A 21,195-nucleotide genomic window follows, 5' to 3' on the forward strand; every position below is an offset into this window, starting at 1 on the left:
ACGAGTGACAGTTGACTGAAGCGGGTAAGGGATGATTCTCTTGCCCGCCAATCAGCAACCTAGCCGTAGCGGCTTTTTTTTTAGTTTGCTCAAGCCACTGCATAAAGACCTTTATTTCCCGATTCCTTCATTCTTGAACAAAACCAGTCATATACATAAAAAAAGGTTTTTTATCTGGAGAAACACATTTCAGGAGGAGCTGAATGGCGTGACTAGAATTTCTGAATTTCAAATTAAGGATATCGTCAATATAGCAGATGGAAAGAAATTGGGGAATATGACAGACTTAGAAATCAATACGGGGACGGGAATGATTGAAGCAATCATTGTTTCGAATAGTACCAGGCTAATGGGCTTTTTTGGGAGGGAGCAAGATATCGTGATTCCTTGGCGAAAAATAAAAAAAATTGGGGCGGATGTCATCCTTGTCGAACATCAGACGATATTTCAAACAGAGCTGAAAGATGAACGGTTATAGGGGTACCTTTAGAGGGTATTAGAGGGATATTTATGATACACTAAACTAAAAATAAAGAGGAATGAAAGCATGAAAGAACCTTTTGTTTTAGTCGAAGATCAATATTTGCTTGTTGATAGCTGGAGACAACAAAATCTCCAGCTTGTGGCGGGCTTTACAACGAAAAACGGAGGAGTCAGTTCTGGCTGCTTTATATCATTGAATACCGGCTTTCATGTTGGGGACAAGATAGGGGATGTACAGGCAAACCGCCGAATTCTTGCTGAAAAACTATCTTTTCCGCTTAATCATTGGGTAGGGGCCGAGCAGACTCATGAAACTCATATCCAGCAAGTAACGACTCGGGATTGTGGGAAAGGCGCCACTGATTATCCTTCTGGTTTTAGGGCGACAGACGGTTTTTATACGAGAGATAAAAATGTCCTACTGACCCTTTGTTATGCGGATTGTGTGCCTTTATATTTTTATGCTCCTACACATGGAATGGTTGGGGTGGCACATGCCGGCTGGAAGGGAACCGTTAATGGCATTGCGCACAATATGGTAGAGGCGTGGATACATGAAGGTATAAAACCATCAGAAATATTTGCCGTAGTTGGGCCCTCTATTTGTTCGAAATGTTATGTTGTAGATGATAAAGTCATAGATTTAGTGCGGAATTTGCTGGAAGAAAATGACGAGAAGCCCTATAATTTAATTAGTGAAGGACAATATCAACTAGATCTTAAAGAACTGAACGCTATGATCATGGAGAAATCTGGAATCCCGAGGGAGCAGATTGCTGTGACTTCATATTGTACAAGCTGTGATGAGGATTTATTTTTTTCCCATCGCCGGGATAATGGGAAAAGTGGTAGGTTGATGAGCTTTATTGGTTGGAAGGAGGATCTTGAAAAGCGATGAAAGTTGCAGAAAATCTAAAAAACATCGAAGAAAAAATAAATGAAGCGTGTAAAAATAGTGGCAGGCATCGGGAAGATGTCAAATTAATCGGGGTTACAAAATATGTTTCCATCGAGAGGGCAAAAGAGGCATTGGAAGCCGGTGTCACTGATTTAGGTGAAAATCGCGATCAAGGTTTATTGAATAAATATGAAGTGTTGAAGGATACACCGAACTGGCATTATATCGGTTCCATGCAGACACGTAAGGTTAAGAATGTCATTGATAAAGTTGCTTATATTCATTCTTTGGATCGTATATCGTTGGCAGAAGAAATACAAAAACGTTCAAAAGAGCCGATAAACTGTTTAGTGCAGGTCAATGTTTCTGGTGAAGAGTCTAAACACGGTCTGAATCCAGAGTCGACGCTTGAATTTATTAAAGAACTAGGGGCTTTTGACAAGGTGAAGGTCGTTGGGTTGATGACAATGGCACCTTTTACAGAGGACGAACAGGTACTCCGAGGTTGCTTCCGTACATTAAAAAACCTCCAACTGGAAATTCAAAAAGCGGAATTGACTCATGCTCCATGCTCGGAATTATCCATGGGGATGTCCAATGATTTTATGATTGCCATCGAGGAAGGTTCTACCATGATTCGGATTGGTACTGCACTGGTAGGCGAAGAATTATAAGGAGGTACGTAAAAGATGTCATTCGTATCAAAGTTTAAATCCTATTTCGCGCTGGATGATGAGTATGAATATAAGGACGAAGTGGTGGAGGAAGAGGAGATGGAGCGTAAAGCGGTAAAGCCTGCAAAACAGCAGACCCCACCTGCTTCTACAGGAAATAATCCAAATCAAAATATAGTAAGTTTGCAAAGCGTGCAAAAATCTTCTAAAGTAGTATTATTGGAGCCTCGTGCTTATGCAGAAGCTCAGGATGTCGCTGACCATTTGAAAAACCGTCGTGCAGTCGTTGTAAATCTTCAGCGAATCCCGCATGACCAAGGAAAGCGGATTATCGACTTTTTAAGCGGCACTGTATATGCAATCAGTGGGGATATCCAAAAAATCGGTACAGACATATTCTTGTGTACTCCGGATAACGTTGATGTTTCCGGTAATATTACCGGTTTTGAAGTGGATAAGGAGTACGAAGAAGCGAGGTGGTAATGGTTAATGGCTCTAGTGCTTCAAGGTTTATATTATTTAGTTGAAATTTATTCAATGGCATTAATTGTTTACATATTAATGTCTTGGTTCCCTAATGCCCGGGAAACATCGATTGGCCAATTCCTGGTAAAAATTTGCGAACCATATTTAGAACCGTTCAGAAAATTCATCCCACCACTCGGCATGATCGACATATCACCACTTGTAGCCTTGTTGGTTTTAAATTTTGCGAAGAATTATGGGATTTTTTATCTACAAAGCTTATTCGGATGATTTGTAGTTCATACTAAAGACGTAAAATAATAGAATGGCCAGTAACTACACAGCTAGGTGAATTCTTGGCTGTGTAGTAGTAACGAAGGTGTAAGTTACGATTCATTCTTGTGTACAACCATTTATCCATATGTAAGGAGCATGCATTCTACATGAGTATATATCAACATTTCAGGCCGGAGGAAAAGGAATTTATCGACCAGGCAATGAATTGGATTGACCAGGTTAGAGATTCTTATGCTCCTAAACTTTCTGACTTTCTGGATCCGCGTCAGCAGGAAATCCTCACATCCCTATTAGGAAACAAACAGGATGTGCTACTGCAATTTCACGGCGGGAGTGATTTCGTTGAACGGAAACGTGCCCTCATTTATCCTGATTACTACTCTCCTGAATCATCTGATTTCAATATCTCCTTATATGATATCTCCTATCCAAAAAAATTTGTTACACTTGAACACAGGCAAATACTTGGAACCTTGATGTCACTGGGGGTAAAACGTGAAAAATTCGGTGATATTATAGTGACAGAGGAGCAAGTCCAATTTATTGCAACAGGGGAAATGGATTCATACCTTACGGGAAACCTGGATAAGATAGGCAATGCTTCCGTAACCATTAAAAGGATTCCGATTGAGGATATCCTTGTGGTGAAGGACAACTGGGAAGAGCAGGTCAGTACCGTTAGCTCATTAAGGCTTGATAGCGTACTTTCGGCTGTTTTGAATATTTCCCGGCAAAAAGCCCAGACGTTGATATCGTCGGGGAAAACCAAGGTTAATTTCAAGCAAACGGAGAGCGTTTCTGAAGAATGCCGTGAGGGGGATACTCTATCCATCAGGGGTTTCGGTCGATGTAAAATCACTTCAATCGATGGGAAAACGAAAAAGGATAAGTGGAGAATCTCATTAGGTAGGAAAAAATAATTTAGTTGTTAGCAGGATTCACATATTTTTTGTCGAATATAGAGTTTTAATGTAATAGAGTAGAAATTGTTCTGGAGGTGCAACAATGCCCTTAACCCCGATAGATATACATAACAAGGAATTTAGTAAAGTATTTCGAGGGTATGATGAAGATGAGGTTAACGAATTTCTAGACCAAGTCATTAAAGATTATGAATTGATTCTAAGAGAAAAGAAAGAAATGGAAGAAAAATTGAACGAGACGTTCGATCGTTTAGGTCATTTCACGACTATCGAGGGCACGCTTAATAAGTCTATCATTGTCGCGCAGGAAGCTGCAGAAGAATTAAAGCGCAATGCCCAAAAAGAAGCCAAACTGATCATCAAGGAAGCAGAAAAGAATGCTGACCGGATTGTCAATGAGTCGCTTGTGAAAGCAAGAAAAATAGCGATGGATATAGAAGACTTGAAAAAACAATCGAAGGTTTTCCGTACTCGCTTTAAAATGCTTGTCGGAGCACAGCTCGATTTGTTGGATAATGACGACTGGGATCATCTGCTTGAATACGAAGTGGATGCATCTGAAATAGAATTAAATGATGGAGTAGATGAGGAAAATTAAACGTTTCCTTGACTTCAAGCACTTTTTTCGCATATAATTTTTTAACAATACTATTCATGATGACATTAGACGATGACAGGGACAGTAAATTCCTCATATCCTTATATGTAGCGACCCGGGGACGGTGTAAGCCCGGGATAAGAGAAGGAATTGAACATCACCCTTGAGTTCTGAATTGAACCTGCTTATGCAGCAAGTAAACGATGCGTATCATTCACGTTACGAATGCTCGAGAGGAAAGGATTCAGCCGTTTTGTGAATCTTTCTAACCAGGGTGGTACCGCGGGAAGCAAAGCTTTCTCGTCCCTTTTTCAGGGATGAGAAGGCTTTTTATTTTGTCTGCGAATCGGGTCAATCAACTCAAATGAAGTTATGGATAGATGGATGGAGGAATTTTATAATGGAATATAAAGATACTTTATTAATGCCTAAAACTGAATTTCCAATGAGGGGCAACCTTCCGAAGCGCGAGCCTGAAATTCAGGAAAAGTGGAAAGAGATGGACATCTATAAAAAAGTGCAAGAGCACACTGAAGGGCGACCGTTATTCATTTTACATGATGGACCTCCATATGCAAACGGTGATATCCATATGGGTCATGCCTTGAATAAAGTTTTAAAAGATTTCATCGTCCGTTTTAAGTCCATGAGCGGTTACCATGCACCGTATGTTCCAGGCTGGGATACGCACGGTCTCCCAATTGAAACGGCTTTGACTAAAAAAGGCGTGAACCGTAAAGAAATGAGCGTCGCTGAATTCAGAAAGCTATGTGAAGAATATGCATACGTACAGATTAACAATCAACGTGAGCAATTCAAGCGGATTGGTGTTCGCGGGGATTGGGATAATCCTTATATTACGTTAAAGCCTGAATATGAAGCACAACAGATCAAGGTTTTTGGTGAAATGGCGAAAAAAGGCTATATCTATAAAGGGAAGAAACCTGTTTACTGGTCCCCTTCGAGTGAATCGGCTCTTGCTGAAGCGGAGATTGAATACCAAGATAAACGTTCGGCTTCAATCTATGTAGCATTTGAAGTGACTGATGGTAAAGGTGTCATTGATGAAGGTGTAAAAATCATCATTTGGACGACAACACCATGGACGATTCCGGCCAACCTTGGAATTTCCCTACATCCACAATTGAATTATGTGGTCGTTGCAGTGGAAAATGAAAAATACTTAGTGGCAGAAGCCTTATTGGAATCTGTTAAAGAAACGCTTGGATGGGAAAACCCAACTATCGAGAAAACGGTAAAAGGCAGTGAGTTGGATCGTGCTGTAGCGAAACATCCTCTATATGATCGTGAATCACTAGTGATGTTAGGTGAGCATGTAACGACTGAAGCTGGAACAGGTTGTGTTCATACAGCTCCAGGACACGGGGAAGATGACTTTATCATCGGTCAGAAATATGGCTTGGATGTTCTTTGCCCAGTCGATGAAAAAGGTGTCATGACTGAAGAAGCAGGGGAGTTTGCTGGATTATTCTATGATAAAGCAAATAAAGCGATTTCCGAAAAATTAACTGAAGTGGGAGCCCTGTTGAATCTTACATTCATCACACATTCATTCCCACATGACTGGCGGACGAAGAAGCCGACGATCTTCCGTGCAACTGCACAGTGGTTCGCTTCAATCAAGGACTTCCGTGATGATTTGCTGAAGGCAGTCGAAGAAACGAAATGGGTACCGGCATGGGGTGAAACACGCCTATTCAATATGGTCCGTGACCGAGGAGATTGGTGTATCTCCCGACAACGTGCATGGGGTGTGCCAATTCCAGTATTTTACGCAGAAAATGGCGAACCAATCATCACGGACGAAACAATCAATCATATTTCAGAATTATTCCGTGAGCACGGTTCAAATATCTGGTTTGAAAAAGAAGCAAAAGATCTTCTACCACAAGGCTTTACACATGAAGGAAGTCCAAACGGTATCTTCACTAAAGAAACGGATATCATGGATGTATGGTTCGACTCCGGTTCTTCCCATCAAGCGGTTCTTGAAGAAAGAGAAGAACTTCAACGTCCGGCTGACCTTTATCTTGAAGGGTCCGATCAATATCGCGGTTGGTTCAACTCATCACTTTCAACAGGTGTTGCCGTGACAGGAAAAGCACCATATAAAGGTGTACTTAGCCATGGGTTCGCATTAGACGGCGAAGGACGTAAAATGAGTAAATCTATTGGTAACGTGGTCCTTCCATCTAAAGTTATGAACCAGCTTGGTGCTGATATTTTACGTCTTTGGGTTGCTTCTGTTGATTATCAATCTGACGTTCGGGTTTCAGATCCTATCTTAAAACAGGTTTCCGAAGTGTATCGTAAAATCCGTAATACATTCCGCTTCCTACTAGGAAATCTGGATGGCTTTAATCCGGAAACGGATAAAGTGGCGGTAGAAGATTTGCGTGAAGTGGATCAATATATGCTAGTAAGATTGAATAAGCTGATCACTCAATCAAAACAAGGCTATGAAAATTATGAATTTGCTACCATTTATAATATGGTCAACAATTTCTGTACGCAGGATTTAAGTTCGTTCTATCTTGATTATGCTAAAGACATTCTTTATTGTGAAGCGCCAAACGGGAAAGACCGTTTAGCAATCCAAACTGTCCTTTATGAGTCCTTAATCAGCTTAACGAAATTAGTGTCTCCAATCCTGTCTCATACTGCGGATGAAGTATGGACGTTCATTCCGGGTGTAACGGAAGAGAGTGTACAGTTGACATTGATGCCTGAGGAAATCTCTGTGGATAATGCCGAAGCGATTGAGGAAAAATGGACGGCATTCATGCATGTTCGTGATAATGTCCTGAAAGCATTGGAAGAAGCACGTAACCAAAAAGTAATCGGGAAATCACTGAACGCAAAAGTGACCGTTTATGTAAACGAAGAGACAAGGAATCTTCTTGATAGTATCGAGGAGAGCTTTGAACAGTTATTCATCGTATCCGAATTTGATATCGCGGGCGATGTGGCCAGTGCCCCATCCGAAGCTGTTAAACTTGAGGATATGGCCATCCTGGTAACTAAAGCAGAAGGAGAAACTTGTGAACGTTGCTGGAATATTTCTCAAGATGTAGGTCAAGTGGAAGAACATCCAACACTTTGCCCACGCTGTGCAACAGTCGTGAAAGAGCATTATACGAATTAATCATTTTAGAACGACCGGTTCCCAGTTAATATGGGAGCCGGTTTTTTATTTGAAATGAGAGCGCATTTGAATAAAGACCGGAATAAAGTTCCTTTCTATTCTAATATTCTTCACCAACTGCTAGATGTAATGCTTTTGGTATTAGTCATTATTTCTAGTTTATGCTACAATTCAAAAGTGAAGATTTGATTAGTTTGGGGGAAGAAATGTGTTTTATTACTTAATTGCCCTTTTGGTCATAGCTTTCGATCAGCTGACAAAATGGATGATTGTGAAAAAAATGGAGTACGGAGAAAGCATTGAAATTATTGAAAACCTTCTATATATTACCTCGCATCGTAACCGTGGGGCAGCATGGGGAATTCTACAAGGTCAAATGTGGTTTTTCTACATCATCACCATCGCTGTCATTATTGGAGTCGTCTATTATATTCAGAAAATGGCGAAGAACAGCCGTCTGCTTGGAGTTTCCCTAGGTCTTATGCTAGGTGGGGCAATAGGAAACTTCATTGACCGTGTTGCTCGCCAGGAAGTAGTCGACTTTGTCCATACTTATATTTTCAGCTATAGTTTCCCGGTATTTAATATTGCCGATGCCGCCCTTTCGATTGGTGTCGTGCTGCTCGTGATTCACATGTTCTTGGAAGAAAAAAACGCTAAGGAGAAAGATAATGGATAAAAAGCTATACAGCATCGACGAAACACTAAAAGGTACAAGGATTGACAAGGCTCTATCTACTTTAAATGAGGAATGGTCACGCACTCAAGTTGCACAATGGATCAAAGATGATCATGTGTTAGTGAACGGGGCTGCCATTAAGTCCAATTATAAATGTAGCATAGGTGACGAAATTGAAGTGCTGATTCCGGAACTTGTGGAGTTGGATGCAGTCGCTGAAGAAATGGATTTGGATATCTATTACGAAGATGAAGACGTACTGGTTGTCAATAAACCGAGTGGTATGGTTGTCCACCCTGCACCGGGGCATGTAACAGGTACTCTTGTTAATGGGTTGATGGCCCATTGTAAGGATCTTTCTGGAATCAATGGCGTTATGCGTCCAGGTATTGTCCACCGTATTGATAAGGATACATCAGGTTTATTGATGGTTGCGAAAAATGACATGGCACACGAGAAACTTGTTCAGCAACTTGTTGATAAAACAGTAACCCGTAAGTATCAAGCTGTGGTCCATGGAGTGATTCCCCATGATTTCGGAACGGTTGATGCCCCGATAGGCCGTGATAAAAAAGACCGTCAGAGCATGACGGTTACGGATTCAAACTCTAAAAATGCGGTAACTCATTTCCGTGTGGTTGAACGTTTCACCGCGTTTACATTAGTAGAGTGTCAGCTTGAAACAGGACGGACCCATCAAATCCGTGTTCATATGAAATATATTGGATTCCCTCTTGCAGGAGATCCTAAATATGGTCCTAAAAAGACGTTGAAATTGGACGGACAAGCGTTACACGCAGGTCTTCTTGGTTTTGTTCATCCACGGACGAATGAATATATGGAGTTTGAAGCGCCAGCTCCTAAAGAATTTACGGAGCTAATCGAACAACTACGTAGAAGTAGTATTTGACAAGACTATTTTTATGAGATAGTATTATATTAACTTAATGAGAACCTTTAACACAGTCCAGAGAGACTGAGAAGGAAACGGATAGCAAAAGGGGAACATATACCCTTTTGTAGAAAAATCCTCACACCTTCTTGGTGTGAGGATTTTTTGTTGAAGGAGAGCTCTCACAGTTCAAAAGAAATTGAGGTGGTCCATTTGAATGAGAAAGCAATCGTGCTCGATGAAAAGGCCATCAGCAGAGCCTTGACGAGAATTGCACATGAGATTATTGAAAAGAATAAAGGGATTGAGGATTGTGTCTTAATCGGGATTAGGACCCGGGGGATCTTCCTTGCTGATCGACTTGCCAAGCGCATCGGTGAAATAGAAAATAAAGTAATTCAATTAGGTGAATTAGACATAACGCTTTATCGTGATGATTTATCGAAAAAGACGAACGATGGTGAACCGGTTGTAAAAGGCTCGGACATTCCGGTCCCAATAACTGATAAGAAAATCATCTTAGTGGACGATGTACTATTTACGGGAAGAACCGTAAGAGCTGCTATGGATGCTTTGGTGGATATGGGAAGACCTTCGCAAATCCAACTTGCTGTATTAGTTGATAGAGGCCATAGGGAACTTCCAATCCGTGCCGATTATGTCGGTAAAAATATTCCAACTTCACAATCCGAGAAGATTACGGTCACTTTAACGGAAGTTGACGAGCTCGATCAAGTCACCATACTAGCGAAATGATAAATTAAATATTGCCCTTTTAAAAACGGTCCAGAGAGGCCGGCAAAGGGAGTGAAATGGAAAGGGACCTTAGCCTGACAGGTATAGGGCAGGCCCATCCGTGAAACCCTCTTTGTATATGCTGCAAAGAGGTTTTTTTTTGTGGCTTAGATGCAATGTTCATAGGGGGAAAAGAAATGGAAGACGAAAGAAAAGACATCATCCTCGACGTGGAAGACGTACCAAGGTTTGGTCAATGGGTGACATTAAGCATCCAGCACCTGTTTGCGATGTTTGGTTCAACGGTGCTAGTGCCATTCCTGGTCGGTCTGAGCCCTGCAGTAGCATTGGTTTCCAGTGGGGTAGGGACATTATCATACTTATTGATTACTAGAGGCCAAATCCCTGCTTATCTTGGTTCATCATTTGCTTTCATAGCACCCATAATCGCGGCCAAGTCACTTGGTGGACCGGAAGCGGCCATGATCGGCTGTTTTGTAGCAGGACTCATATATGGAATAGTGGCGTTGGTCATTCATAAAGTCGGTTTACGCTGGTTGATGGTTCTATTGCCACCGGTGGTCGTCGGTCCCGTCATCATAGTAATCGGGCTGAGCCTCGCTGGGACAGCAGTTGACATGGCCATGTATGATCCGCAAGACAAGTACAGCGTTACTTACATCATCATAGCACTCATCACCTTGGCAGCTACGATTATCTGTAACGTATTTTTTAAAGGCTTTCTTAACCTGATTCCAATATTGATGGGGATCATAGTCGGATATGGCTGCTCGGCAATTGCAGGCATTATCGATTATGGACCGATTGAAACGGCAAAATGGTGGGAAATGCCGGAATTCATGATTCCTGGTATAACCTATACACCCACCTTTTCATGGGAAGTCATCGCCATCATGGTCCCGGTCGCCATCGTCACCTTATCTGAACATATCGGACACCAAATGGTATTAAGTAAAGTGGTAGGTAGAAACTTTTTGGAAAAGCCGGGTTTACATCGATCCATCCTTGGTGACGGCGCAGGCATCATGATTGGTTCCATTATCGGGGGACCACCACTTACATCGTATGGAGAAAATATCGGGGTCCTGACGATGACAAAGGCATTTAGCGTCTACATCATCGGTGGTGCGGCTTTGACTGCTATGATCTTCGGTTTCAACGGGAAGATTTCAGCGGTGATCGGATCAATACCAACGGCCGTCATGGGGGGGATTTCCATTCTTCTCTTTGGTATCATCGCTTCAAGCGGTTTAAGGATGTTGATTGATAATAAAGTGGATTTTGATAAAAAACGTAATTTGATGATTGCTTCGGTCATCTTAGTAATTGGGATTGGTGGAGCATTCGTACAATTATCCGCAAATGTTTCTTTATCCGGAATGGCGCTATCAGCAATAGTGGGGATTGTACTTAACTTGGTATTGCCGGACAGAGAAAAAGTGACCGGAAACATCTTTGAAAAATAAACATTAAATAAATCACCTTTTAAAAGAAGTCCAGAGAGACTTAGAAGGGTGTTGCAGTAAAGACGGAAGAGGAAAGGAAAGGGGGAATTTCCCGAGTACTCCAAGTCTTTATGACCTTCACCCTGTCCTTAAATGACGGGGCTTTTTTTATGCCCCGCATCACAAAAAAAGATTGTGAAAGGAGCAGGAATGATGAAAAAATTATTGACGATGAATGAGCTATCTTTAACTGAAATCGAAACGATCTTATACGAGGCAGAGGGGTTTGCCAATGGAACGAACTGGATGCCTATGCAGCAGACGATGGTCGCCAATCTGTTCTTTGAGCCAAGCACGCGAACCAAATCAAGTTTTGAAATGGCTGAAAGGAAATTAGGACTTGAGGTCATTCCTTTTGATGCGGGGACATCATCCGTGTTAAAAGGAGAAACCTTATACGACACAGCGAAAACATTTGAATCGATTGGAGTCAAAGCTCTCATCATCCGTCATGAGCAGGACAACTATTTTGATGAGTTGAGAGGCAAATTACATATCCCCATCATCAATGCGGGTGATGGTTGCGGAAATCATCCGACACAGTCTCTGCTCGATTTATTGACGATAAAGCAAGAGTTTACTAGTTTTAAAGGTCTGAAAATTTCGATTATTGGAGATGTGAGGCATAGCCGTGTGGCTAAATCCAATGCAGACGCACTCACCCGCCTAGGTGCAGAAGTTGTATTCTCAGGTCCTCCCGAATGGTTTGACGTAAACAATGGATTGGCGAAATACGAAGGTATCGATCAAGCTGTAGCGACAGCGGATGTGGTCATGTTGCTCCGAATCCAACATGAAAGGCATAGTGATAAATATGACGTGGAAAATGGGGAGTATTTGAAAAGGTTTGGCTTGAATAAGATTCGTGAAAAAACGATGAAACCATGTGCCATCATCATGCATCCAGCCCCCATTAACCGCGGAGTTGAGATTGACAGTGATTTGGTCGAATGCAGCCGCTCAAGAATCTTCAAACAAATGCAAAATGGCGTTTTTATCAGAATGGCTGTGTTAAAAAATGTGCTTGAAAAAAATAAGGGAGGAAACACTCATGAAAACTGTCATCAAAAATGGAGTATTGCTAGATAATCAAAATCAATTCAAGAAAGCAGATATAGAAATAGAGGGAAGGTTCATCACGAAAATAGGGGAGAACCTGGCTACGGAAGATAGTAAAGTAGTAGATGCTGATGGGCTGCTTGTTACAGCAGGATTCATAGATCTACATGTACATTTACGTGAGCCGGGGGGAGAACATAAAGAAACCATTGAAACGGGAACCTTGGCGGCGGCCAGAGGTGGCTTTACGACAGTAGCAGCCATGCCCAATACAAGACCTGTACCTGATACTGTGGAGCACCTTGGGGCGTTGAATAAAAAAATTGAAGAAACGGCACATGTTCGCGTGTTGCCCTATGCTTCGATCACGATTAGAGAAGCTGGCAAGGAGCTGACTGATTTTTCAGCACTGAAGAAGACAGGGGCATTCGCCTTTACGGATGATGGTGTTGGCATTCAAGAGGCAGGAATGATGCTTGAAGCGATGAAGCGGGCAGCTGCCATTGATATGGCTGTGGTCGCCCATTGTGAAGATAATAGCTTAATCAATAAAGGCTCCGTTCATGAGGGGAGATTCTCCAAAGAAAATGGAATCAATGGAATTCCTTCTGTATGCGAAGCTGTACATATTGCCCGTGACATATTGCTTGCGGAAGCGGCAGGCTGCCATTACCACGTCTGCCATATATCAACGAAAGAATCGGTAAGAACCGTAAGAGACGCTAAACGTGCCGGTATCAAAGTCACTGCGGAAGTGACCCCACATCATCTATTACTTTCAGAAGATGATATACCAGGGCTTGATACGAATTATAAAATGAACCCTCCTTTAAGGGGACGCGAAGATCGTGATGCTTTAATCGAAGGCTTGCTTGATGGAACCATCGATTTTATCGCAACAGACCATGCCCCTCATAGCGTTGAGGAAAAAGAGCAAAGCATGCAGCTTGCTCCATTCGGAATTGTAGGTCTAGAAACGGCCTTCCCACTGCTTTATACGGAACTGGTCAAAAAAGAAATCATCACTCTGAAACAGTTGGTAGACTTCCTGACCATCAAACCAGCTGATTGCTTCTCGCTTCCATTCGGCCAGCTAAAAGAAGGAGCTGTGGCGGATATCACGTTAATCGATTTGAATGCAAAACAGGCGATCAATAAAGAAGAATTCGCTTCAAAGGGAAAAAATACACCTTTCCATGACAAGAAATGTCAGGGGTGGCCGGTCATGACGATTTCAGAAGGAAAGTTAGCTTGGGAAAAAGGACGTGTTCAGGGATGAAAAGACAGCTTATTTTAGAAGATGGTACGGTTTTCATTGGCGAAGCATTCGGTGGAGACGTGGAGAAAATCGGGGAAGTCGTATTTAACACAGGGATGACAGGCTATCAAGAAATTTTATCTGATCCATCTTATTGTGGTCAAATTGTTACTTTGACATATCCGCTAATTGGGAACTATGGAATAAACCGAGACGATTTTGAATCGATCAATCCAGCCATAGCGGGATTCGTCGTGAAGGAAACTGCAGAATTTCCTTCTAACTGGCGCAACCAATTATCACTTGATGACTATTTGAAAATGAAGAATATCCCTGGAATCTCCGGGATTGACACGAGAAAGCTGACAAGGATCATCAGAAAGACAGGTGCTCTTAAAGGGGCGCTCTGTAATATGAATAAGAAGGCCGATGAGGTTATTGCCCAGCTTAAAGCAACGGTACTCCCGACCACTCAAGTGAAACAGGTATCTACTAAAACGGCCTACTCAAGTCCAGGTAGGGGACCGCGAGTGGTTCTAGTCGATTACGGAATGAAGCATGGTATTTTACGAGAGTTGACGAAACGTGGGTGTGACGTCGTGGTCGTTCCTTATAACATCACGGCACAGGAGATCATGAACTATCATCCGGATGGAGTGATGCTGTCCAATGGACCTGGAGACCCAAAAAGCGTTCGGGAAACGTTAGAAATGATTCGGACAATCCAGAAAGAAGTCCCACTATTCGGAATTTGCCTGGGCCATCAGCTGTTCGCGCTTGCAAACGGGGCAGATACAGACAAACTAAAATTCGGTCATCGCGGATCCAACCATCCAGTAAAGGATCTTCGTACGGGAAAAGTGTCCATTACTTCGCAAAATCACGGTTACACAGTCGAAACGGATTCAATCGAAAATACCGACCTTACCGTTACACATACTGCCTTGAATGATGATACCATCGAAGGTTTACGCCATAAACATTACCCGGCCTTTACGGTTCAGTACCATCCGGAGGCGTCACCAGGACCGGAAGACGCCAATTATCTTTTCGATGAATTTTTACGGAACATTGAAGTTGCCACTACAAAGGGGGAAGAAACATGCCAAAACGCACAGATATAAAAAGCATCTTAGTTATTGGTTCTGGTCCAATCGTAATCGGCCAGGCCGCTGAGTTCGATTATGCAGGAACTCAAGCATGCATCGCATTAAAAGAAGAGGGCTACCGGGTAATTCTGATCAACTCAAACCCCGCGACGATCATGACCGACAGTGAAATGGCTGATGCGGTTTATATCGAACCGATCACCCTGGAATTTGTTAGTAAAATCATCCGCAAAGAGCGTCCGGATGCCTTGCTTCCGACTTTGGGCGGACAGACGGGATTGAATATGGCCGTGGAATTGGCCAATGCGGGGATATTGGAAGAATGCAACGTCCAGATTCTGGGCACGAAACTTTCTGCCATCCAACAAGCGGAAGATAGGGATTTGTTCCGCACGTTAATGAATGAACTCGATGAGCCGGTTCCGGATAGCGACATTATACATAATTTAGATGAGGCCTATGCGTTCGTGGAACGAGTCGGCTATCCAGTCATCGTTCGTCCCGCGTTCACATTGGGGGGAACAGGAGGCGGGATCTGTGAAGACGAAGAGCAATTGATTGAGATTGTTGAAGGCGGCTTGAAAAGCAGCCCTGTCCATCAATGCCTTCTTGAGAAAAGCATTGCCGGTTTTAAAGAAGTGGAATATGAAGTGATGAGAGACTCCAATGATAATGCGATAGTCGTATGTAATATGGAGAACTTCGATCCAGTCGGTGTACATACAGGTGATTCGATTGTTGCGGCACCAAGTCAAACGCTAAGTGACCGAGAGTACCAAATGCTTAGGAACACTTCATTGAAAATCATTCGTGCCTTGAAAATCGAAGGTGGTTGTAATGTTCAGCTTGCCCTTGACCCAGATAGCTACCAATACTATGTGATTGAAGTCAATCCACGGGTAAGCCGTTCATCGGCACTCGCATCGAAAGCGACAGGATACCCGATAGCCAAACTTGCGGCTAAGATTGCAGTCGGTTTGACGCTAGATGAAATGATGAACCCGGTTACGGGCAAAACGTATGCCAGCTTCGAACCGGCGCTAGATTATGTCGTCACGAAAATCCCTCGGTGGCCGTTCGATAAATTTGAAAGTGCCAACCGTAGACTCGGCACGCAAATGAAGGCAACTGGAGAAGTCATGGCGATTGGCCGAACATTCGAGGAATCGATACTTAAAGCTGTTCGTTCCCTTGAAGCCGGGGTATATCACCTCGAGTTGAGTGAGAATTTCAATGATGAATTAATTGAAAAAAGAATCCGGAAAGCGGGAGATGAACGGTTATTCTATATCGGTGAGGCATTAAGAAGAGGAAAAACGATAGAAACCATTCACGAATGGAGTCAAATCGATTTATTATTCCTTCATAAACTGAAGAAAATCATCGACTTTGAACAAGAGTTACGTACTCATATTTATGACACGGAAGTCCTGCAGAAGGCTAAAGAGCTTGGCTTTTCCGACAAAACCATTTCGGAAATCTGGGAAGTCGCTGAAATCAATGTATATGAATATCGAAAACAGCATGGAATCATACCAGTTTATAAAATGGTTGATACGTGTGCCGCAGAATTCGAATCAGAAACGCCGTATTTTTACGGAACGTATGAAGAGGAAAACGAATCGGTGGTAACGGATAAAAAAAGCGTCATCGTACTGGGGTCTGGTCCGATCCGAATTGGTCAAGGTGTTGAATTCGACTATGCGACCGTACATTCCGTGTGGGCCATTAAGGAAGCGGGCTATGAAGCAATCATCATCAATAATAATCCTGAAACGGTATCAACAGATTTCAGTATTTCCGATAAGCTTTACTTCGAGCCGTTGACACTTGAAGATGTGATGCATGTCATCGACTTGGAGAAACCAGAAGGGGTCATCGTCCAATTTGGCGGGCAGACCGCCATCAATCTTGCAGAGGGGTTAGTTCATCGGGGTGTGAAAATACTCGGTACCTCTTTAGAAGACCTGGACCGTGCGGAGAATCGAAACAAATTCGAAACCGCTCTCCAAGAAATGGGCATTCCACAGCCTAAAGGGAAAACGGCCACGTCCGTCGAAGAAGCGATCATCATTGCTGAAGATATCGGATACCCGGTTTTAGTAAGGCCTTCCTATGTACTCGGAGGAAGAGCGATGGAAATTGTCTACAAACAAGAAGAGTTGCTTCATTACATGAAAAATGCGGTGAAAATCAATCCGGAACACCCGGTACTGATTGATCGGTATCTAACGGGTAAAGAAGTGGAGGTGGACGGCATTTCGGATGGCAAGACCGTGGTCATTCCTGGAATCATGGAACACATCGAACGGGCAGGGGTTCACTCGGGCGATTCGATTGCCGTCTATCCGCCCCAAAGCCTAACGGATAAGCAAAAAGAAGTGATCATCGATTACACCACCAGATTGGCAAAAGGATTGAAAATCATTGGTTTGCTGAACATCCAATATGTCATCAGTAATGACGAAGTGTATGTCATAGAAGTGAATCCACGTTCAAGTCGTACGGTTCCATTCTTAAGTAAAATCACAAATGTACCCATGGCGAACCTCGCAACAAAGGTGATTCTGGGACAAAGCCTTGAAAGTCATGGGTATCAGTCAGGAATGGTTCCCGAACAAACCGGGGTCTATGTAAAAGTGCCTGTCTTCTCTTTTGCTAAATTGAGAGGAGTGGACATATCACTCGGGCCTGAAATGAAATCGACTGGGGAAGTCATGGGGAAAGATAGCACACTTGAAAAGGCCCTATACAAAGGACTTGTCGCTTCCGGCTTCACCATACAAAGCCATGGAACGGTCTTGTTAACCATATCGGATAAAGATAAGCAGGAAGCACTTCAATTAGCCAGACGCTTCCATAACATCGGCTTCAAGCTAATTGCCACAAGTGGAACGGCGAATATGCTGGAAGAGTCGGGCATCCCAACTGCTGTCGTAGGAAAAATCGGAGAAGAAGGCAGGAATCTGTTGGATGTCATCCGTCATGGCGAAGCCCAGTTCGTCATCAATACATTGACAAAAGGGAAGCAACCGGAGCGGGATGGGTTCAGGATTCGACGTGAATCGGTTGAAAATGGAGTTACCTGCTTGACATCATTGGATACAGCAGAAGCCATTTTAAGAGTGATCGAATCCATGACATTCTCGACGGAAGCCATGGGAAAGACGAAAAAAAGTCGTGAGGTGAGCTATACATGATCAAGAAGGAAACAATGAAGGTGTTGACACATAAAGAGCTGGCTCCATCTATCTTTGAGCTAACCCTACAAGGTGAGTTAGTTTCTGAAATGAAGCAGCCGGGGCAATTTGTCCAAATTAAACCGACGGAAGGTACCGAGCCGCTGCTAAGACGCCCGATTTCGATTTCTTCTTACAATAAAAGCAAAAAGGAATTCACGATGATTTACCGGGCTGAAGGGAAGGGAACAACATTATTGTCCCAGCGAAAGCAGATGGAAGGGGTAGATATTCTCGGCCCACTTGGCAACGGCTTTCCGGTTGATGAAGCGAAAGCTGGGGAGATTGCATTGTTGGTCGGTGGGGGGATAGGCGTCCCTCCCCTGTTCCAGCTCTCAAAAATGCTGGTTGCCAGAGGCGTTCGGGTTATTCATGTGCTTGGTTTCCAAACGATGGCTGCCGTTTTTTATGAAGAAGAGTTTAGTGAATTAGGAGATACATATATTGCAACGGTGGATGGATCATATGGGACAAAAGGATTCGTTACGACGGTAATCGAGAAGCTGGGTGCGGAATTTGAAACGGTCTTTTCCTGCGGGCCAACGCCGATGTTGAAGGCGTTGGAAGCGGGGTATAGCGACAAGAAGCTTTATCTATCGCTAGAGGAAAGGATGGGGTGTGGCATCGGTGCTTGTTTTGCCTGCATATGTCACACTGCAGACGATCCGGAAGGCTTTAGTTATAAGAAGGTATGCAGTGACGGACCCGTATTTCGTTCAGGAGAGGTGGTACTATGAGCAGATTATCGGTAGAACTACCCGGTTTACACTTAAAAAATCCGGTCATGCCAGCTTCGGGCTGTTTTGGATTCGGGCGTGAATACAGCCAGTTCTTTGATTTGGATATATTGGGAGCCATCATGATTAAAGCGACCACACCAGAGCCTCGTTTTGGCAATCCGACACCGCGTGTCGCCGAAACCTCCTCAGGGATGCTGAATGCAATCGGATTGCAAAACCCGGGTCTGGATAAAGTCATCAATGAAGAATTGGCGTGGCTCGATAAATATGATGTGCCGATCATCGCAAACATTGCCGGATCCCATATAGCCGATTATGTGAAAGTTGCCCGGGACATAAGCAAGGCAGAGAATGTCGTGGCACTTGAATTGAATATCTCCTGCCCGAATGTGAAAGAAGGCGGCATCGCTTTTGGGACGATTCCCGAAGTTGCAAAGGAAGTAACTAAGGCAGTAAAGGAAGTTTCCTCGGTCCCTGTTTATGTGAAGCTTTCTCCCAATGTCAGCGATATTGTAGCCATGGCCAAAGCGGTTGAAGAGGGAGGGGCCGACGGTCTGACAATGATCAATACGCTAGTCGGCATGCGGTTGGATTTAAAAACGGGTCAGCCGATCCTTTCAAACAAGACTGGTGGATTGTCTGGTCCTGCCATTAAACCAGTCGCACTTAGGATGATTTATGAAGTGAGTCAGCAAGTTTCGATTCCAATCATTGGTATGGGCGGCATCTCTTCTGCGGAGGATGTCATTGAATTTTTCTATGCAGGTGCAAGCGCAGTTGCGGTGGGAACAGCAAACTTTGTGGATCCCTTTGTGTGCCCGACGATTATTGAAGAATTGCCCAAATTGTTGGATGAGTTAGGATTTGAGCATATTTCGCAATGTACCGGAAGGAGTTGGAAGCAGAATGAAGCAATCGTTAATCATCGCGCTTGATTTTCCTAGCCTGATTCAAACGAAGCAATTTTTACAACATTTTCAATCGGAGAAACTAGCAGTTAAAGTCGGGATGGAGTTGTTTTATCAGAACGGACCGGGAATCATTTCATTTGTAAAAGAACAAGGGCATGATATTTTTCTAGATTTGAAGCTTCATGATATCCCTAATACGGTCAAAATGGCAATGAGGGGGCTTGCTACATTGAATGTGGATATGGTGAATGTCCATGCGGCCGGCGGAAGCAGAATGATGGAAGCGGCACTTGAAGGCCTTGATAGTGGAACGGCTACCGGAAAAAAACGCCCATTATGCATAGGGGTGACCCAACTGACAAGTACGTCACAGGAACAAATGAATCTCGAACAAAACATCAACGGAACACTTGAAGATGCAGTACTGCACTATGCAAAGCTCTCAGGCCAGGCCGGCCTTGATGGTGTTGTCTGCTCGACGCATGAAGTAAGAAGAATCCATGAACATATCAGCGACCAATTTATGACGGTCACGCCAGGCATCCGTAATGCAGGTGGACCAACACATGATCAACACAGAATAGCCACTCCTGAGCAGGCAAGGATCATAGGGTCCGATGCAATCGTGGTAGGTAGAGCAATCACATCTGCAAAAGATCCATTACAAACATATTTAGACATGAAGGCATCTTGGGAGGGAATTCGATGTTAAACCAATTAATTGCAGAACGACTTTTAGAAATCAAAGCGGTATTCCTACAGCCAAATGAACCATTCACGTGGGCATCTGGAATCAAGTCACCCATTTATTGCGATAATCGTTTAACTCTTTCCTATCCAGCGGTTCGGAATGAAATCGCCGAGGGATTGAAAAAATTGATTGAACAGAACTTCCCGGATGCTGAGCTAATCGCTGGCACCGCCACGGCTGGAATACCGCATGCCGCTTGGGTGAGTGATAAAATGGACCTGCCGATGTGTTATGTCCGCTCGAAAGCGAAGGAACACGGAAAGGGCAATCAAATTGAGGGGCGTGCTTTGTCAGGTCAAAAAGTGGTTGTCGTTGAAGATTTAATATCTACAGGCGGTAGCGTCATCACGGCAGTAGACGCTCTTAGAAAAGCAGGATGCGAGGTCCTTGGGGTCGTTTCCATCTTTACATACGAATTAGAAAAGGGAAAAGAAAAGTTTACTGCTGAAAACATTACGAACTACTCCTTAAGTGATTATTCCTCATTGATTAAAGTAGCTAATGAAAAAGGCTATATTACTGCAGGGGAACTGGAAAAGCTAAAAAAATGGCGTGAAAATCCCGAAGACTCCGCCTGGATTTCTGCATAAATAGAGCTAATGGGTTGATGTTTGATAGGTACGCTTAAACAGCACCACGTATTCTCTACTGAATATGGGGTGCTGTTTTATACTTTTTTGGTACCGTACCCCCATGACACATATACTATGCCATTACAGTTTTGGCTATGGTGGAAGTAAAAGGGGGTGATCAGGGTTCGTATTAACATAAAAAAGCACACCACTAATACAA

At 43.3% G+C, this 21,195-nt stretch carries 20 protein-coding genes and 1 other annotated feature; all 20 genes read left to right on the forward strand.

The features are described 5' to 3' along the window. Positions 1 to 208 precede the first annotated feature (208 nt). The 20 genes from ACIQXU_RS07225 (at position 209) to pyrE (ending at position 20,993) form a co-directional block, all read left to right on the forward strand. Positions 209 to 478, forward strand: a complete 270-nt coding sequence (locus ACIQXU_RS07225) for a YlmC/YmxH family sporulation protein (RefSeq protein ID WP_402868193.1) — start codon at positions 209 to 211, stop codon at positions 476 to 478. A gap of 69 nt (positions 479 to 547) precedes the next feature. Further along, a complete protein-coding gene (pgeF, locus tag ACIQXU_RS07230) occupies positions 548 to 1,381 on the forward strand; it encodes a peptidoglycan editing factor PgeF (RefSeq protein ID WP_402987784.1) in 834 nt (277 codons plus the stop codon). Next, entirely contained in the window at positions 1,378 to 2,055 is a 678-nt protein-coding gene (locus tag ACIQXU_RS07235) for a YggS family pyridoxal phosphate-dependent enzyme (RefSeq protein ID WP_402868195.1), read from the forward strand. The genes pgeF and ACIQXU_RS07235 overlap by 4 nt, the downstream gene beginning before the upstream one ends. A gap of 15 nt (positions 2,056 to 2,070) precedes the next feature. Next, a complete protein-coding gene (locus ACIQXU_RS07240; protein WP_402956212.1) occupies positions 2,071 to 2,538 on the forward strand; it encodes a cell division protein SepF in 468 nt (155 codons plus the stop codon). 6 nt (positions 2,539 to 2,544) lie between these two features. After that, a complete protein-coding gene (locus tag ACIQXU_RS07245; RefSeq protein ID WP_402868199.1) occupies positions 2,545 to 2,811 on the forward strand; it encodes a YggT family protein in 267 nt (88 codons plus the stop codon). Positions 2,812 to 2,963: 152 nt separating this feature from the next. After that, positions 2,964 to 3,737, forward strand: coding sequence for a YlmH family RNA-binding protein (locus tag ACIQXU_RS07250; protein WP_402956214.1), 774 nt, complete (start codon positions 2,964 to 2,966; stop codon positions 3,735 to 3,737). An 85-nt stretch (positions 3,738 to 3,822) separates the two neighbouring features. After that, positions 3,823 to 4,338: a DivIVA domain-containing protein gene (locus ACIQXU_RS07255; RefSeq protein WP_402868201.1), complete on the forward strand. Its 516-nt coding sequence runs from the start codon at positions 3,823 to 3,825 to the stop codon at positions 4,336 to 4,338. Positions 4,339 to 4,401: 63 nt separating this feature from the next. Further along, positions 4,402 to 4,649, forward strand: a binding site (T-box leader). An 89-nt stretch (positions 4,650 to 4,738) separates the two neighbouring features. Further along, positions 4,739 to 7,504, forward strand: a complete 2,766-nt coding sequence (gene ileS, locus ACIQXU_RS07260) for an isoleucine--tRNA ligase (RefSeq protein ID WP_402987787.1) — start codon at positions 4,739 to 4,741, stop codon at positions 7,502 to 7,504. A 208-nt stretch (positions 7,505 to 7,712) separates the two neighbouring features. Then, positions 7,713 to 8,183 (forward strand): signal peptidase II, encoded by a 471-nt coding sequence (gene lspA, locus ACIQXU_RS07265; protein WP_402868205.1) that lies wholly within the window; start codon positions 7,713 to 7,715, stop codon positions 8,181 to 8,183. Continuing rightward, entirely contained in the window at positions 8,176 to 9,093 is a 918-nt protein-coding gene (locus ACIQXU_RS07270; protein WP_402868207.1) for an RluA family pseudouridine synthase, read from the forward strand. The genes lspA and ACIQXU_RS07270 overlap by 8 nt, the downstream gene beginning before the upstream one ends. A gap of 195 nt (positions 9,094 to 9,288) precedes the next feature. Then, a complete protein-coding gene (gene pyrR / locus ACIQXU_RS07275; protein WP_402868570.1) occupies positions 9,289 to 9,831 on the forward strand; it encodes a bifunctional pyr operon transcriptional regulator/uracil phosphoribosyltransferase PyrR in 543 nt (180 codons plus the stop codon). A 155-nt stretch (positions 9,832 to 9,986) separates the two neighbouring features. Then, positions 9,987 to 11,297, forward strand: a complete 1,311-nt coding sequence (locus ACIQXU_RS07280; RefSeq protein ID WP_402868208.1) for a solute carrier family 23 protein — start codon at positions 9,987 to 9,989, stop codon at positions 11,295 to 11,297. A 192-nt stretch (positions 11,298 to 11,489) separates the two neighbouring features. Then, positions 11,490 to 12,425 carry an aspartate carbamoyltransferase catalytic subunit gene (locus ACIQXU_RS07285; RefSeq protein WP_402987790.1) on the forward strand — a complete coding sequence of 312 codons (936 nt, stop codon included), beginning with the start codon at positions 11,490 to 11,492 and terminating at the stop codon, positions 12,423 to 12,425. Further along, entirely contained in the window at positions 12,388 to 13,674 is a 1,287-nt protein-coding gene (locus tag ACIQXU_RS07290; RefSeq protein WP_402987793.1) for a dihydroorotase, read from the forward strand. Before ACIQXU_RS07285 ends, ACIQXU_RS07290 begins: the two co-directional genes overlap by 38 nt. Then, the gene (locus ACIQXU_RS07295; protein WP_402987796.1) at positions 13,671 to 14,777 is read left to right on the forward strand and encodes a carbamoyl phosphate synthase small subunit; all 1,107 of its coding nucleotides are present in this window, start codon (positions 13,671 to 13,673) and stop codon (positions 14,775 to 14,777) included. The genes ACIQXU_RS07290 and ACIQXU_RS07295 overlap by 4 nt, the downstream gene beginning before the upstream one ends. Then, positions 14,756 to 17,962 carry a carbamoyl-phosphate synthase large subunit gene (carB, locus tag ACIQXU_RS07300; RefSeq protein WP_402987799.1) on the forward strand — a complete coding sequence of 1,069 codons (3,207 nt, stop codon included), beginning with the start codon at positions 14,756 to 14,758 and terminating at the stop codon, positions 17,960 to 17,962. The genes ACIQXU_RS07295 and carB overlap by 22 nt, the downstream gene beginning before the upstream one ends. After that, a complete protein-coding gene (locus ACIQXU_RS07305) occupies positions 17,959 to 18,738 on the forward strand; it encodes a dihydroorotate dehydrogenase electron transfer subunit (RefSeq protein WP_402987802.1) in 780 nt (259 codons plus the stop codon). The genes carB and ACIQXU_RS07305 overlap by 4 nt, the downstream gene beginning before the upstream one ends. Next, a complete protein-coding gene (locus ACIQXU_RS07310; RefSeq protein ID WP_402987805.1) occupies positions 18,735 to 19,676 on the forward strand; it encodes a dihydroorotate dehydrogenase in 942 nt (313 codons plus the stop codon). The genes ACIQXU_RS07305 and ACIQXU_RS07310 overlap by 4 nt, the downstream gene beginning before the upstream one ends. Then, on the forward strand, positions 19,648 to 20,364 hold the full coding sequence (pyrF, locus tag ACIQXU_RS07315) for an orotidine-5'-phosphate decarboxylase (protein ID WP_402868220.1): 717 nt from the start codon (positions 19,648 to 19,650) through the stop codon (positions 20,362 to 20,364). Before ACIQXU_RS07310 ends, pyrF begins: the two co-directional genes overlap by 29 nt. Then, positions 20,358 to 20,993 (forward strand): orotate phosphoribosyltransferase, encoded by a 636-nt coding sequence (gene pyrE, locus ACIQXU_RS07320; RefSeq protein WP_402987808.1) that lies wholly within the window; start codon positions 20,358 to 20,360, stop codon positions 20,991 to 20,993. The genes pyrF and pyrE overlap by 7 nt, the downstream gene beginning before the upstream one ends. The last annotated feature ends 202 nt before the right edge of the window (positions 20,994 to 21,195 follow it).

Origin of the sequence: Peribacillus sp. NPDC097284 (assembly GCF_044761765.1) — a bacterium.
Classification (GTDB): Bacteria; Bacillota; Bacilli; order Bacillales; family DSM-1321; genus Peribacillus.